The organism is Kribbella solani (genome assembly GCF_014205295.1).
GTDB lineage: Bacteria > Actinomycetota > Actinomycetes > Propionibacteriales > Kribbellaceae > Kribbella > Kribbella solani.
In genome coordinates this window covers 4396430-4411759 of the sequence record NZ_JACHNF010000001.1, presented here as the reverse complement: position 1 = coordinate 4411759, position 15330 = coordinate 4396430, and the positions used below count along the sequence as shown (strand labels likewise).

Below are 15330 nucleotides of genomic sequence, written 5' to 3'. Positions count from 1 at the left end.
ACAGCCGATGTGACCCATGCCTCAATGAGTTAAAGGTCTGCGGGGAGACCATTGCGGCGTACGGCTGTGCCGAGGAGGCCCCAGTGAGCGAGGAACTGTCCGCATCCGCCCCGATGACCGACGACGAGAAACGCCTGCACCAGTTGGGTTACGCCCAGGAACTGTCCCGGACCATGTCCGGGTTCTCGAACTTCGCGGTGTCGTTCACGATCATCTCGATCCTGTCCGGCTGCCTGACCCTCTACGGCTTCGGCATGAACACCGGCGGCCCGGTGCTGATCGTCTGGGGCTGGCCGGTGGTCGGGCTGATGACGTTGTTCGTCGGGCTCGCGATGGCCGAGGTGTGTTCCAGCTTCCCGACCGCCGGCGGTCTGTACTACTGGGCCGCGAAACTCGCCCCGTCCAACGGCGCGGCCTGGTCCTGGTTCACCGGCTGGTTCAACTTCCTCGGTCAGGTCGCCGTGACGGCCGGGATCGACTTCGGCGCGGCGTTCTTCCTGAACGCGTTCCTGGACCTGCAGTTCGGCTTCAGCGCGACGCCCGGCCACACGATCCTGCTGTTCGGCATCATCCTGCTGGTGCACGCCCTGCTGAACTCACTCGGCGTACGCCTGGTGGCCAAGCTGAACGACATCAGCGTCTGGTGGCACATCCTCGGCGTACTGTTCATCGTCGGCGCGCTCGTGATCGTGCCGGACAAGCACCAGTCGGCCTCGTTCGTGTTCGGCCATTTCGTCAACAACACCGGCTGGGGATCGACGTTCTACGTCGCGCTGCTCGGCCTGCTGCTCGCCCAGTACACGTTCACCGGGTACGACGCGTCCGCGCACATGACCGAGGAGACCAAGGACGCGGCCCGCTCCGGTCCGCGCGGGATCGTGATGTCGATCATCGTGTCGCTGGTGGCCGGCTGGGTGCTGCTGATCGGCCTGACCTTCGCGATCCAGAGCTACGACGGGGCGCTCGGCAGCAAGACCGGCGTACCGCCCGCGCAGATCTTCATCGACGCGGTCGGATCGGTGACCGGCAAGATCCTGCTGCTGGTGGTGATCGGCGCGCAGCTGTTCTGCGGGATGTCCTCGGTGACGGCGAACTCGCGGATGATCTACGCGTTCTCCCGCGACGGCGCGCTGCCCGGTTCCAAGCTCTGGCACCGGATCAACCACCGCACCCGGACACCCACGAACGCGATCTGGCTGGCCGCGGGCGGCGCCTTCGTCCTCGGTCTGCCGTACCTGTGGAACGCGACCGCGTACGCCGCGGTGACCTCGATCGCGGTGATCGGCCTCTACATCGCGTACGTACTGCCGACGCTGCTCCGGCTGTTGCAGGGTGACCATTTCCAGCCGGGACCGTGGCATCTCGGCCGCTGGAGCCGCCCGATCGGGATCGTCGCGATCGTCTGGGTCTGCTTCATCACGATCCTGTTCATGCTGCCGCAGGTCAGCCCGGTGACCGGTAGCACGTTCAACTACACGCCGGTCGCGGTACTGGTCGTGCTCGGCTTCGCGGCGGCGTACTGGTTCATCTCGGCCCGGCACTGGTTCACCGGCCCGAAAGTGCAGGGTACGGAGGCCGAACTGGCCGCGATCGAGCGTGATCTGGAGTCGATCTGACCCTTGGTACGCCGGGAGACCGTTCGGTGCCCCGGCACGATCGTGCCGCGCTGACTGCTCGGAACTGAGCAGCGAACGATGACAGGATGGTGACCGGAAACTTTCCTCATGTGACACTCGCCGTGTCGAACGGTCAGAAGCTGTGACATTCGGCGAGGGCCGCATCATGAAGGAGTGGCCTTCGAGGAGACTGGATGACTGACGAGCTGGTCGGACGTACAGCGCTGGCCGAGCGTGCTACCAAGCAGCTCGAGACCAGTGGCAGCGTGCTGCTGTACGGCCCGACCGGCATCGGCAAGTCGGCGCTCGGTCGCGCGCTGGTCGCGGATCTCGGGCGCAAGGGCTGCCGGATCCTGAGCGCCGCGCCGTCCAACTCCGAGGCCGGCCTGCCGTACGTCACGCTGCTCGATCTGCTGTCCAGCCAGCTCGACTTCTGCTGGCAGGTACTGCCGGACCACCTTCGGCAGCCGCTTGAGGTCGCCCTGCTCAAGGCCAGCGCGCCGGACACGGTGCGTGACGAGCTGGCGGTACGTCTCGCCGTCCTGCATGTGCTTCGGCGACTCGCCACGACCGGGCCGGTCCTGCTGGTCGTCGACGACATCCAGTGGGTCGACCCGTCCAGCCTGGAGGTGCTCACGTTCTGTGCGCGCCGGCTGTCCGAGGGCGTACACATGCTGGCGACCGAGCAGGTCGCGGACGGTGACCTCCCGGTCATGGCCGAGGCGTGCCCGGAGCCCGCGCTGCAGCTTGAGGTCCCGCCGCTGACCGAACCGGACGTGCTCGGGCTGCTCCGCCAGCGACTGTCCGACCCGCTCCCGGTGCGTACGGCCCGCCGGATCTTCACCGCGAGCGCCGGCAACCCGTTCATGGCCCTGGAGCTCGGCCGGGCCGTCCTGCGGCACCCGAAGAACGTCTCGCCGAACGACCCGCTCCCGGTTTCGAGCCGGCTGAAGACCCTGCTCGGCGAACGGCTCTCCGACCTGACGCCGTGCGCGCACGAGCTGCTCCTGCACGCCGCGTCATCGCCGCGCCCGACCACGACCCAGCTCGCCGGTTCGCTCGGCCGCCCGATCGACGCCGAGCTGGTCGAGGCCGAGACGCTGGGGCTGATCGACATCTCGGCCGAGCGGCTCCGCTTCACCCACCCGTTGCTGCGCGAGTTCGTGTACGCCGAAGCAACGTCGGCCGCCCGTCGCCAGGCGCACGCCCAACTCGCGGCCGTGGTCGACGAACCGGTGGAGAACGCGACCCACCGGGCGCTGGCCACCCAGGAAGCCGACGCGGAGCTGGCCGGCACCATCGAGGAGGCGGCCACCGTCGCCGCCGGTCGTGGTGCGCCCGGTGCCGCCGCGACGCTCTGGCGGCTGAGCGCGGACCGTACGCCCGGAACGCAACCGGATGAGCGTGCCCGCCGACTGACCCGGGCCGCCGACGATGCGGCGGCCGCCGGTCATCTCGCCGAGTCGGCCGACATGGCGCGGCTCGCCGTACAGACCGCGACGACTGCCGAGACCAAGGTGCCCGCGCTGTTGCTGTGCGCGGACGCGGTCTGGCCGGAGCGGGATCGCCGGGTGGAGCTGCTGTCAGAAGCGTTCGCGGCGGCCGTCGGCGATCAGCGGTTGGAGGCGCGGGTACGGATCGAGCGCAGCCACAGCCAGTACTTCGACCGTAGTCTCGATGACGCGCTGGACGACGCGCGGACCGCCGAGGAGCTCGCCCGGGCGGCCGGCGACACCGAGGCGGTCGTGGATGCGCTGAGCGCGTTCAGCTCGGTGCTGATGGCCCGGGACGCGGGTCAGTCCGCGGATGCCGTGCTGCAGCAGGCGGCCGAGCTGGCGCAGGGCCTGCCGCTGACCCGGTCGGTCGTCAACGCGCGGCAGATGGCCGCGATGCAGGAGCTGTTCCACGGGCGTACGGCACCCGCGATCGCCGCGATCAACGCGCTGGTGGATGAGGTCCGTGAGCACGGCGCGATGCGCTGGCTGGCCTCCGTACTGATCTCCGCGACGGCGATCTACGAGCGCAGCGGTCGTGGCGCGGACGCGCTGGCCGCCGGACACGAGTGCTACCAGCTGATGCAGGACATCGGTGACGAGCCGGAGGTAGGCCTGGTCGCGGCGGCCCGTGCCGAGTGGGCCGGCGGTACGGCGGTGATCGGGCGGCAGCTCGCCGAAGCCGCATTGGACGGCGTACGCCAGGCCGGCAACGACGAGTGGACCGGCCCGGCATTGGCCAGCCTCGGCATGATCGGCGTCCTGACCGGCGATCCGCAGCGGGCGGTCGAGGCGTTCGACGCGATCGCGGCATCCGGCGAGGCAGCGATGCCGTACGACCCGGCGATCATCCCGTGGCACGCGGACTACGCCGAGGCGCTGGTCGCGGCCGGCCGGCTGGACGACGCGGCCGCGCTGATCGCCGACATCCGGTCTCGCGCGCGGAACCTGGACCGGGCCGTGATCCTGATCGGTCTGGCCCGCTCCGAGGCGCTGCTGATTGCCAAGCAGGGCGACCCGGCCGCCGCACTGGACCTGCTCGAAGAAACGATCCGGACGGCGGGGGACCGGGTGTACCCGCTCGACCTGGCCCGCTGCGAACTCACCCGCGGCCGGGTCGCCCGGCAGGCCCGCCGCCGCTCGGTCGCCCGAACCGCGTTCCTGGACGCGATCGAGCAGTTCGAGGCGTACGGCGCGCCAGCCTGGCGCGAGGTGGCCGAGACCGAGTTGGCCCGGCTGGACGTTCCGAGCCGGACCAGGCAGCCGTCCGAGCTGACCGACAACGAGCAGCAGATCGTCGCGATGGTCCGGGACGGCTCCACCAACCGCGAGATCGCCGCCGCGCTGTACCTGTCGGTGAAGGCAGTCGAGTCCCAGCTGACCCGCCTGTACCGCCGCTTCGGCGTCGCCAACCGCACCCAGCTGCTCCGCACGGTCGACCGGCCCGGTAACAATGGCTGAGTGAAGCTCGAAAAGAAACACGCCTTCGTCCTGCTCGGTATCGCCGCCTGGAACGTGATCACGTACATCCGCTTCATCAAGGCGCTGATCGACACCGAGGACCGCCCGACCGGGTACTACGTCGCCCACACGATCCTGATCATCGTGAACCTGCTGATCGCGGCACTGCTCGGTACGTGGGGCGTCCGCGCGTACAAGGCGGCTAAGACTTCACAAAAGTCGACGGTGTGACACCGAGCAGTTTCCTGAAGTGCCGGTTCAGGTGCGACTGGTCGTAGAACCCGGCCAGTGACGCGACCTCCGCCGCCGGATGCCCGTCCAGCAGGTACCGCCGGGCGAGATCGACCCGTCGGCCGGTCAGGTACCGGTGCGGCGGCAGTCCGTACTCGCGGCTGAACGCCCGCACCAGATGCGCCGGATGCGCGCGCACCAGCCTGGACGCCGCTTCCAGGGTGATGCCTTCGGTGACATGCGCGTCCAACAGCTCCCGGAGCCGTACGGCCACCCCGGCGTCGTAGCGGTCGGGTGGAGCGATCACGTCCCGTCGCAGGTGCTGTCCGAGACGTTCCTCGATCAGCGTCAGTCTGCTTTGCGCTTCCAGATCCTCCTGGCCGTTCTCCAGTACGCCGTGCAGCTGGTGGATGCGGTGCCGCAACAGCGGGTCGACGTACTCCGGCTGGTCCACCGCGGCGCCGATCAGGTTGTCGCCGAGCCGCTCGGGCGCCAGGTAAAGCACCCGCTTCCGGAAACCCTCCGGCCGCACCGACCGCCCGTCATGCGGTACATGCGGCGGCAACAACGAGACCTGCGCCTGAGCCAATCCGTGCTCCCGGTGATCCAGGTCGTACCGCACCGCGCCCTCGTCGACGATCAGCACCGTCCAGGCGTCGTGCGTGTGACTCGGGTACGTATGCGACGGAAAATGCGCATGCAGAACCTCGACGACCCCGGCCACCCCGGGCCGCCACGCCCGAACCGTGGCGCGACCGCTCATAGTCAGAACATACGCTCCTGTCTGTGAAGGTCTATGTGAGTGCGGACATGGAAGGCGTCACCGGGGTCGTGGACGCGGAGGACGTGCAGCCGCCGGGGCGGGATTACGAGCGCGGCCGGGTGTTGATGACCGAGGACGTCAACGCGGCGGTACGGGGCGCGTACGCGGCCGGTGCGACCGCCGTGCTGGTGAACGACGCGCACGGCCCGATGCGCAACCTGCTCCCGGAGCTGCTCGATCCGCGGGCCCGGCTGATCAAGGGCCGGCCGAAGCCGATGGGGATGATGGAGGGCCTGACTCCCGAGTACGACGCGGCGCTGTGCGTCGGCTTCCACGCGCGGGCGGGCGTCCTCGGCGTACTGAGTCACAGCTACATGGGTCACGAGATCGAGGACATGTGGCTGGACGACCGGGTGACCGGGGAGATCGGCATGTTCCACGCCGCGGCGGCCGCGTATGGCGTACCGCTCGCGCTGCTCACCGGCGACGACGCGGCGTGTGACGAGGCGACCGCGTGGGATCCGGCGATCGCCACGGTGCCGGTGAAGTTCGCCAAGGACCGGTTCGCGGCGCAGCTCGTACCGGTCGGCGAGGCGCGGGAGGCGATCGAGACCACGACCGCCGCGGCACTCACGGACTTGAGGCTGGCGAAGCACGAGCCCGGTCAGCACACGCTCGCCGTACGCTGGCAGTCGGCGTCGGTGGCGTCCCACCTGACCGCGATCCCAGGCGTCAGCCGCCGCGACGACCGCACGGTCGTAGTGGAAGCAGACACCCTCCAGCTCTACCGGCTGTTCAACCTCTTCCTGCGGGTCTGTTCATCCGTCACCTCAAACCCGCCCTACTGCTAGCAGGTTAGGAACGTACAAGACCCGCGCCCGTGCCGTGGGTGACGATCGGTGCCGTGGATGATCCGATCAAGTTCGACACGAAGATTGCCGTGCTGCTCCGGGACGACCTGGCCGGCTGGCAGCGGCTGAACGTGACCGCCTTCCTGGTCAGCGGCATCGCCGGTACGCATCCGGAAGTCGTGGGTGCGCCCTACGAGGACGCCGACGGTACGGCGTACCTGCCGATGTTCCGCCAGCCGGTGATGGTGTTCGAGGGGTCCAAGGAGTTCATGACGACCGCGCACGAGCGGGCGCTGACGCGGCAGCTCGAGCACGCGATCTTCACCCAGGACCTGTTCAGCACCGGCAACGACCGCGACAACCGGGCGGCCGTCAAGGCAGTCCATACCGCCGGGCTGGACCTGGTCGGCATCGCCTTCTACGGCCCCAAGAACGCCGTCGACAAGGTCCTGAAGGGTGCCACCAAGCACCCCTGACCAGGTATCGCTCCGGCGCGAACGGCCGCAGCTCGGGCGGCCGGGCTTCAGCGCGGCGCGAACTTGGTCCAGGTCTTGCCCTGGTCGGTGCTCAGAACCACCTCGGTGGTGCGTCGCTTCGGCACCTCGAACCCGTACATCAACTGGGCGTCGCCTTCGAGGTCGGCCAGGTCACCGGGGTAGCCGCGGTCCAGGTTGGCGGCGCCGTCGCGGACCCGGTACAGCCGTGGGCGTTCTCCTCCGCGGCCGCCGAGCATCAGCGCGGTGCCGTCGTCGAACGCCAGCGGCGGGGTGTTCAGGGCCGGCGGTGGGTGGTCGACCGTACGCCAGCTGCCGCCGCGGTCGGTGGAGATCCGCATCGACGCGACCGTCTGCCCGTTGTCGCCGACCGTGACCGCCGTCATCACCAGCGTGCGCCCGTTCGGGCTGACCGCGAGCTGGCCGAGCTGGTTGTGGCTGTCTAGCGCCCGCGTACCCCAGGTCCGGCCGCCGTCGTCGGTCCAGAGCACGTCCGTCCGGCCGATCCCGCCCAGCACCCAGCAGCGGCTGGTCCGGTCGCAGACCGGCGACCGGGTGCCGCGGGTGTCGAGCATCCGCACCGACGACTCCTGCGGGTTCACCACCACGATCCGGCCCGGGACGATCCGGTCGGACAGGATCTCGCCGCGCTGGAACGTGGAGGTGGACAGCCGGTACCGCATCCGGGTCAGCAGCGGACCGTCGTACGTGAGCTGGTACATCATCGTGGTGTCGCCGGTCAGCGTGCCTTCGCGCGGCGGGGCGATCGCGATCGCCTCGTTGCCGGACTTCAGCGTCACGTACGGAACCGGCCACTCCGGGGCGGTCGCGCGGGCGCCGTCCCGGTCGATCACCGCGGCGTACTTGCAGTTCGGGCCGCTGGTGCAGTCGGACCAGCCGGCCGCCCAGCGGTTCCGGGTCACCATCGTCATCGACAGCACCTGCGCCCGGGACGCGTTCACCACGGCGTTGCCGGGCCGCCCGGCCGCCGCCGGGGAGATCACCACCGGGTCCGCGCCGGTCTCGCCCCGGTGGCCGGTCGCGGCCAGTACCGCGAGCACGAGGGAGGTGACCACGGCGAGCACCCCGAGGACGAGCAGCGGGGGCATGCTCCGGGGGAGGCCGCAGCGCTCCAGCAGGTCCACCAGCCGGCGGTACACGCGGTCGAGGACCTCACGCAGGCGCTGCACGCTCACCCCCCGGGGTCAGATAGGTCCCCGGCGAGGTCAGGGATCAGGTCGGCGGGAGAATCCTATCTGCCCCCAGGCCCACCCACCTCACACCCGGCGGAAGGCGCGCGGCCGAGCCGCGTCACACCCGGCGGAACGCGAGCGGTGGGGCTGTGTCACGCCCGACCCGGATCACACCCGGCGGAAGATCAGGGCTCGTTTTACTTCCTGGATTGCCTTGGTGACCTCGATGCCGCGGGGGCAGGCGTCGGTGCAGTTGAAAGTGGTCCGGCAGCGCCAAACCCCTTCCTTGTCGTTCAGGATCTCCAGCCGCTGCTCGGTGCCCTCGTCCCGGCTGTCGAAGATGAACCGGTGCGCCCCGACGATCGCCTGCGGCCCGAAGTACTGCCCGTCCGACCAGAACACCGGGCACGACGTCGTACACGCCGCGCACAGGATGCACTTGGTGGTGTCGTCGAACCGGTCCCGGTCGGCCTGCGACTGGATCCGCTCCCGGGTCGGCTCGTGCCCGGAGGTGACCAGGAACGGCATCACCGCCCGGTACGCCTCGAAGAACGGCTCCATGTCGACGACCAGGTCCTTCAGCACCGGCAGGCCCTTGATCGGCTCGACGGTGATTTCCTTCTCCGGGTTCAGGTCCTTGATCAGCGTCTTGCAGGCCAGCCGGTTCCGGCCGTTGATCCGCATCGCGTCCGAACCGCAGACACCGTGCGCGCAGGACCGCCGGAAGGTCAGCGTGCCGTCCTGCTCCCACTTGACCTTGTGCAGCGCGTCCAGCACCCGGTCGGTCGGCTGCAGCGTGACCGAGTACGTCTTCCACTCGGCCTCGTCGACCACCTCGGGGTTGTACCGGAGGATCTTGACAGTGACATTCATCTGGGGGACGACCCCCAGACCCCCGCAAGGGCAGTTGTAGCGTCCATCAGTACTTCCGCTCCATCGGCTTGTAGCGAGTCTGGACGACGGGTTTGTAGTCGAGCCGGATGCTGACGTTGCCCTCGGCATCGACCTCGCGGTACGCCATCGTGTGCCGCATGAAGTTCACGTCGTCGCGCTTGTCGTAGTCCTCCCGGAAGTGCCCGCCGCGGGACTCCTTCCGGGCCAGCGCGCCCTCCACCAGTACCTCGGCCAGGTCGAGCAGGAAGCCGAGCTCGACCGCCTCGAGCAGATCGGTGTTGAACCGCTTGCCCTTGTCCTGGACGGCCACGTTCGCGAAGCGCGTCTTCAGTGCCGCGATGTCGACCTGGGCCTGCTTCAGCGAGCCCTCGGTCCGGTACACCTGCGCGTTCAGGTCCATCGTCGCCTGCAGGTCGGACCGGATCGCCGCGATCCGCTCCTCGCCGGTGGAGGTGCGCAGCCCTTCGACCAGGTCGACGACGTACGCCTCCGGGTTCTCCGGGAGTTCCTCGAAGGACGCGGTGGCGGCGTACTCGGCGGCGGCGATGCCCGCGCGCCGGCCGAACACGTTGATGTCCAGCAGCGAGTTCGTACCCAGCCGGTTCGCGCCGTGCACGGACACGCAGGCGACCTCACCCGCGGCGTACAGGCCGGGGATCACCTCGTCGTTGTTGGCCAGCGCCTCGCCCGCGATGTTGGTCGGGATGCCGCCCATCGCGTAGTGCGCGGTCGGGAACACCGGGATCTGCTCGGTGTACGGCTCCACCCCGAGGTACGTGCGGGCGAACTCGGTGATGTCCGGCAGCTTGGCGTCGATGTGCGCCGGCTCGAGGTGGGTCAGGTCGAGCATCACGTACGCGCCGTCCGGACCGCAGCCGCGGCCTTCGCGGACCTCGTTCGCCATCGCGCGGGCGACCATGTCGCGCGGCGCCAGGTCCTTGACCGTCGGCGCGTACCGCTCCATGAACCGCTCGTTGTCCTTGTTCCGCAGGATGCCGCCCTCGCCACGGGCGGCCTCCGACAGCAGTACGCCCAGCCCGGCCAGGCCGGTCGGGTGGAACTGGAAGAACTCCATGTCCTCCAGCGGCAGGCCCTTGCGCCAGACGATGCCCATCCCGTCGCCGGTCAGCGTGTGCGCGTTCGACGTGGTCCGGAACACCTTGCCGAAGCCGCCGGACGCGAAGATCACCGACTTCGCCGAGAACACGTGCAGCTCGCCGGTGGCCAGCTCGTACGCGACCACGCCGCTGGCCTTGCCGTCGGTCATCAGCAGGTCCAGAACGTAGTACTCGTTGAAGAACTCGACGTTCTGCTTGATGCACTGCTGGTACAGCGTCTGCAGGATCATGTGACCGGTACGGTCGGCCGCGAAGCAGGACCGGCGGACGACGGCCTCACCGTGGTTGCGGGTGTGCCCGCCGAAGAACCGCTGGTCGATCTTGCCCTCGGCGGTCCGGTTGAACGGCAGGCCCATCTTCTCCAGGTCGAGAACCGCGTCCACGGCCTCCTTGCACATCACCTCGGCCGCGTCCTGGTCGACCAGGAAGTCACCACCCTTGACCGTGTCGAAGGTGTGCCACTCCCAGTTGTCCTCCTCGACGTTCGCCAGCGCGGCGCACATCCCGCCCTGGGCGGCGCCGGTGTGCGAGCGGGTCGGGTACAGCTTGGTGAGTACGGCGGTACGGGTCCGCTTGCTGGATTCGAGCGCGGCGCGCATACCCGCTCCGCCCGCGCCGACGATGATTACGTCGTACTGATGGACCTGCATGACGTCCTTTATTTGTTGGTGCAGACCGACAACGTGGAGTTGGGGTCGAGGCAGGGGTCGAAGGTGAAGATCACCAGGGTGCCGAGGACGACGATCACGACCGCGGCCGTGATCAGCAGCGCCTTCAGCCAGAACCGGGTCTGGTCCTTCTCGGCGTAGTCGTTGATGATCGTGCGCAGCCCGTTGCTGCCGTGCAGCATCGCCAGCCACAGCATCAGCAGGTCCCAGACCTGCCAGAGCGGGTTGGCCCACTTGCCGGCCACGAAACCGAAGTCCAGCGCGGTGATCCCGCCGCCGAGCATCAGGTTCACGAACAGGTGCCCGAGCACCAGGATCACCAGGGCGAGCCCGGACAGCCGCATGAACAGCCAGCTGTACAGCTCGAAGTTGGTCTGGCCGGACCGGTTCCGGCCGCCGCCCTTGAGCCGGCGGCCACGGCTGCTGGACCGGGGCGCGGCGATGGCAGGAGTGGATTCTGACATCTCAGCCTCCGAACACGTGGGTCAGATGCCGGATGACGAACGGCACGAACAGCACCACCCAGAGCACGCCGACACCGATCATCAGCTGCCGCTGGTAGCGCGGGCCCTTGGCCCAGAAGTCCACCAGGATCAGCCGGATGCCGTTGAACGCGTGGAACAGGATCGCCGCCACCAGCCCGACCTCGAGCAGGCCGACGATCGGGTTCTTGTAGGTGCCGATGACCTCGTTGTACGCGTGCGGCGAGACCCGGACCAGTGCGGTGTCCAGCACATGCACCAGCAGGAAGAAGAAGATCCCCACACCGGTGATCCGGTGCGCGACCCATGACCACATGCCCTCCCGGCCGCGGTAGAGCGTACCGGCTGGTTTGCTGGGCAAACCGATCCTCCGATCGGGGTTCCGAACCTGGCGGACACCAGGCCGATTCGATGCTAGTCCCGCCACCGCCCCGGAAATGTCCTGACAGGTGTGAGATCGGTCGCGTCGGTGGCCCATCACACCCGCCACGGAGTGGCCCTCGACGGCGTGCCTGTCGATGCACTTGACTTCAACTGAGCTTGAACGAAAAGACTGGCAGGCAGCCGAACGACAGGAGAACGACGGTGAGTTTCTGGATCTGTGCGACCTGCGCGGTCGAGCACGCCGACCAGGTCGAGGTGTGCGCGATCTGCGCCGACGAGCGGCAGTACGTCCCCGCCGACGGTCAGCACTGGACCACCCTCGACGAGCTGGCCGGCACCGAGGTGACCATCGACGAGGTCGAGCCCGGCCTGTACGGCATCCGCTCGAAGCCGCCGGTCGGGATCGGGCAGCAGTCGATGCTGGTGACAACGACCGCGGGCAACCTGCTCTGGGATCCGATCGGGTACCTGGACGACGATGCCGTCCGCCGGGTCCGGGAGCTCGGCGAGGTGGTCGCGATCATCGCCAGTCACCCGCACATGTACGGCGTGCAGGTGGAGTGGAGCCACCGGCTCGGCGATGTCCCGGTGTACGTCGCGGAGGCCGATCAGGAGTGGGTGGCACGACCCGACGCGGTGATTCGTACCTGGTCCGGTGAGCTGAAGCCGCTACCAGGCGTGACCGTTCTTCAACCTGGCGGTCACTTTCCGGGGAGCGCGGTGGTGCACTGGGCGAACGGTGCCGACGGCAAGGGAGTGATCCTGTCCGGCGACACCATCTTCGCCAACCCCGACCGGACGTCGGTCAGCTTCATGCGCAGCTACCCGAACCGGATCCCGCTGTCCGGCGCGGTCGTGGATCGGGTCGCGCGGTCGCTGGACCCGTTCGAGTACGACCGCCTGTACAACAACTTCGGCGCCTCCATCCCGGTGGACGCCAAGGCCGTGGTCCGCCGCTCCGCCGACCGCCACGCCGCTTGGACCCGCGGCGACTACGACCATCTGACCTGAGCGTGCGGCTAACGACAGGAGGTAGTGCTGGATTGCTGGACCGGCGATGTCGTGCTGAGCGCGAACTCCGGCTCAGCGGCGACTACCTCCTGTCGTTAGACGGTCAGGCTGCCAGGCGGGCGTGGGCCAGGCGGTGGTGGAGGGCGAGGAGGCGGTCGGTGCAGGTTTGCCAGGGGTAGCGCTCGGCTCGGTGGCGGGCCGCGGCGCGGCGGTTGGGGTGGGCGGCCAGGGCCAGGACGGCGTCGGCGAGGTCGGTGGGGTTGGCGGGCGCCCAGCGGCCGCAGGTTTCGTCGACCAGCTCGCGGGCGCCGCCGGTGTTCGCGGTGACGACCGGGGTGCCGGCGGCGAGCGCCTCCAGAACCGCCAGACCGAAGGTTTCGCCGGGGCAGACGGACAGCGCGATGTCGGCCTCGGCGAGCCGGGTCGCGAGCGTTTGCCGACCGTCGACATAGCCATGGAACGTCACCGGCGCGTCACCGGCGATCTCGACCAGTTCATCCAGATGCGGACCCGTCCCGTACACGTCCAGCCGTAGGTTCACGCCCCGCCGGTGCAGCTCGGCGGCAGTAGCGACAGCGAGGTGCGGGCTCTTCTCCCGCGACAACCGTCCGGCGTGTACGAGTTTCAGTACGCCGTCGTCGGCCGGCGTGCCGAGTGACGGGTGGAAGGTGTCCAGGTCGACCCCGAGCGGAATCCGTACCAGCGGCGTCGTCACCTCGTCGAACTCGGCCGCCGCGTACCGCGACGTGACCACCACCGCGTCGTACGTACGCCCGAGGAGCTTGTACAGCGCGGCCACCGTCGCAACCATCCCGAGCTGGCTGTACTTCACGCCGTCGGAGCCCCACCACAACGGCCGCGGGCTGCTGTCGCTCGCCCGCTGCGTGACCGCGCCGAGCATCCGGCCCGGCCGGAGTACGTCGTTCCCGCCGAGCTGCCCCGGACGGGCCGCGCCGAGCGCGAGCATCGCGTCCAGCCGTTCGTGGCTGAACAGTACGGTGCCGATGTCGTTCCGCCGGGCCCAGCGCGCGACCGGGAGCAGAGTGGACTTGTCGGAGATCTCGACCGTGGTCGGCCGGAACTTCTTCAGCAGGTCGATCACCGTCCAGGGCGTGGTGATCAGCCGGTACCCGCCACTCACCTTCGGCGCCTTCACCCGGACGATCGTGCCGAACTCGGTCTCGACGATCACGTCCTTCGCACCCGGCGTGATCACGATCCGCTCGGCGCCGGCCTCGACGTACCCACGCCCGACATGCTCGATCGCGGTCCGCATCCCACCGGACGTCGGCCCGACGAAGTTGGCCAACTGAGCGATCCGCAGCCCGGTCATGCGACCCGCCGGATGTAGGCGGCTTCCCGGAGTACCTCTGCGTAGTGCCGGTCGACGAGATCGTCGACGACCGCCGGCCACGTGCGCGACTGGACCCGTCGCAGGCCGCTCGCCGCCATCCGGCCGCGGGCGTTCGGATGATCGAGCAGCGTCTTGACCGCCCCGCGCAACGACCCGGGCTTGCCAGGCTCGAACAGCAGACCGTTTTCACCCGGATGAATCAGGTCGAGCGGACCACCGGCGGCCGGACCAACGGTCGCGACCCCGGACGCCTGCGCCTCCTGGATGGTCTGGCAGAACGTCTCGTGCTCACCGGTGTGGACGAAAACGTCCAGCCCGGCAAAGATCGACGCCAGGTCAGCGCCGCGGCGCATCCCGAGGAAAGTTGCCGTCGGCAACGCGTGCTCCAGCGCGGCCCGATCCGGCCCGTCCCCGACGATCACGATCCGGCAGCCCAGGTCGGTCAGTTCGGCCAGCCGGCGGACCTTCTTCTCCGCGGCGAGCCGGCCGACGTACCCGACGATCGGCCGCCCGTCCGGCGAGAGCTCCCGCCGCCACTGCTCATCACGGTGCTTGGGATCGAACAGGTCGAGGTTCACCCCGCGCCCCCACAGGTGTACCCGCGGCACGCCCCGCTGCACCAGCGCGGCCACGGCGGCTGACGACGGCGCAAGGGTGCGATCGGCCCGGGAGTGCGTCCGGGTCACCCAGCGCCAAATTCCGCGATCCGCGGCCGCGTACCACGGGTACTGCCGGGCGAAGCCGGCGATGTCGGTCTGGAAGATCGCCACCGTCGGTACGCCGAGCCGGCGCGCGGCCCGCAGCCCGTACGCGCCGATGATGAACGGCGACGCGAGATGCACCAGATCCGGGCGGAAGCCGGCCATCGCGCGCTCGATCGACGGGTCCGGCAGGCCGACCGGGTACTCCTTGTACCCGGGCGTGCGGAAGCTGCGGGCCCGGATCACCTGGACGTCGCCGTAGCTGTCCGGGCCGGGTCCGGGGGCGATGATCAGCAACTCGTGCCCGCGGGCACGCAGCCGGTCGGCGACGTGGCGAGCCGTGTTCGCCACGCCATTGATCTGCGGCAGGAAGGTCTCGGCCACCATCACGATTCGCACACTTCGAAGGTTCCGCACCGCGCGTGAACCCTCGGCGACGCTCCCATGACCCCGCGTCGATCCCCTGGCGACGGCTGCAGAACATTGAAGTGTCCTTCAGGTAGCCACCGGGCGGTCGCCGGTTGACCGGCCGCGAACCGCCCGGGTTCGCTCGCGGAGGTGCTGGATGTCACCTGGCGGTGCGTACCAGTGCGGGCGTGGTTCGGATTACCGTGGG

The 15330-nt window shown here is 69.1% G+C and carries 14 protein-coding genes; 6 read left to right on the top strand and 8 right to left on the bottom strand.

The annotated features are described in order from the left end of the window. Positions 1-83 precede the first annotated feature (83 nt). From HDA44_RS20035 to HDA44_RS20025, 3 genes are all read left to right on the top strand, one after another. Positions 84-1616 (top strand): amino acid permease, encoded by a 1533-nt coding sequence (locus tag HDA44_RS20035; RefSeq protein ID WP_337906176.1) that lies wholly within the window; start codon positions 84-86, stop codon positions 1614-1616. A gap of 194 nt (positions 1617-1810) precedes the next feature. Continuing rightward, positions 1811-4570: an AAA family ATPase gene (locus HDA44_RS20030; protein ID WP_184836646.1), complete on the top strand. Its 2760-nt coding sequence runs from the start codon at positions 1811-1813 to the stop codon at positions 4568-4570. Then, entirely contained in the window at positions 4571-4801 is a 231-nt protein-coding gene (locus HDA44_RS20025) for an SCO4848 family membrane protein (RefSeq protein ID WP_184836644.1), read from the top strand. Here HDA44_RS20025 and HDA44_RS20020 read toward each other — a convergent pair. Beyond that, on the bottom strand, positions 4773-5564 hold the full coding sequence (locus tag HDA44_RS20020) for a helix-turn-helix transcriptional regulator (protein ID WP_184836642.1): 792 nt from the start codon (positions 5562-5564) through the stop codon (positions 4773-4775). The two genes, HDA44_RS20025 and HDA44_RS20020, sit on opposite strands and share 29 nt — an antisense overlap. A 23-nt stretch (positions 5565-5587) precedes the next feature. Between HDA44_RS20020 and HDA44_RS20015 the strand changes: the two genes are divergently transcribed. Together HDA44_RS20015 and HDA44_RS20010 are read left to right on the top strand one after the other, a co-directional pair. Then, positions 5588-6415 carry a M55 family metallopeptidase gene (locus HDA44_RS20015; protein ID WP_184836640.1) on the top strand — a complete coding sequence of 276 codons (828 nt, stop codon included), beginning with the start codon at positions 5588-5590 and terminating at the stop codon, positions 6413-6415. A gap of 53 nt (positions 6416-6468) precedes the next feature. After that, on the top strand, positions 6469-6891 hold the full coding sequence (locus HDA44_RS20010; protein ID WP_337906172.1) for a DUF2000 domain-containing protein: 423 nt from the start codon (positions 6469-6471) through the stop codon (positions 6889-6891). Between the two features lie 47 nt (positions 6892-6938). Here HDA44_RS20010 and HDA44_RS20005 read toward each other — a convergent pair whose 3' ends face one another. From HDA44_RS20005 to sdhC, 5 genes are all read right to left on the bottom strand, one after another. Next, positions 6939-8099, bottom strand: coding sequence for a WD40/YVTN/BNR-like repeat-containing protein (locus HDA44_RS20005; RefSeq protein ID WP_184836638.1), 1161 nt, complete (start codon positions 8097-8099; stop codon positions 6939-6941). A gap of 171 nt (positions 8100-8270) precedes the next feature. Further along, the gene (locus HDA44_RS20000) at positions 8271-8975 is read right to left on the bottom strand and encodes a succinate dehydrogenase iron-sulfur subunit (protein ID WP_184836636.1); all 705 of its coding nucleotides are present in this window, start codon (positions 8973-8975) and stop codon (positions 8271-8273) included. Positions 8976-9021: 46 nt separating this feature from the next. Then, complete coding sequence (sdhA, locus tag HDA44_RS19995; RefSeq protein WP_184836634.1) at positions 9022-10764, bottom strand: succinate dehydrogenase flavoprotein subunit; 1743 nt, start codon at positions 10762-10764, stop codon at positions 9022-9024. A gap of 8 nt (positions 10765-10772) precedes the next feature. Further along, complete coding sequence (locus HDA44_RS19990; RefSeq protein WP_184836632.1) at positions 10773-11246, bottom strand: succinate dehydrogenase hydrophobic membrane anchor subunit; 474 nt, start codon at positions 11244-11246, stop codon at positions 10773-10775. 1 nt (position 11247) lies between these two features. Further along, positions 11248-11625, bottom strand: a complete 378-nt coding sequence (gene sdhC, locus HDA44_RS19985; protein ID WP_184836630.1) for a succinate dehydrogenase, cytochrome b556 subunit — start codon at positions 11623-11625, stop codon at positions 11248-11250. 224 nt (positions 11626-11849) lie between these two features. On the opposite strand from sdhC, the gene HDA44_RS19980 reads away from it, so the two are divergent. Next, a complete protein-coding gene (locus tag HDA44_RS19980) occupies positions 11850-12659 on the top strand; it encodes an MBL fold metallo-hydrolase (RefSeq protein WP_184836628.1) in 810 nt (269 codons plus the stop codon). Between the two features lie 103 nt (positions 12660-12762). Here HDA44_RS19980 and HDA44_RS19975 read toward each other — a convergent pair whose 3' ends face one another. Next, positions 12763-13992: a glycosyltransferase gene (locus HDA44_RS19975; RefSeq protein ID WP_184836626.1), complete on the bottom strand. Its 1230-nt coding sequence runs from the start codon at positions 13990-13992 to the stop codon at positions 12763-12765. Continuing rightward, positions 13989-15113: a glycosyltransferase family 4 protein gene (locus HDA44_RS19970; protein ID WP_337906169.1), complete on the bottom strand. Its 1125-nt coding sequence runs from the start codon at positions 15111-15113 to the stop codon at positions 13989-13991. The genes HDA44_RS19975 and HDA44_RS19970 overlap by 4 nt, the downstream gene beginning before the upstream one ends. Between the last annotated feature and the right edge of the window lie 217 nt (positions 15114-15330).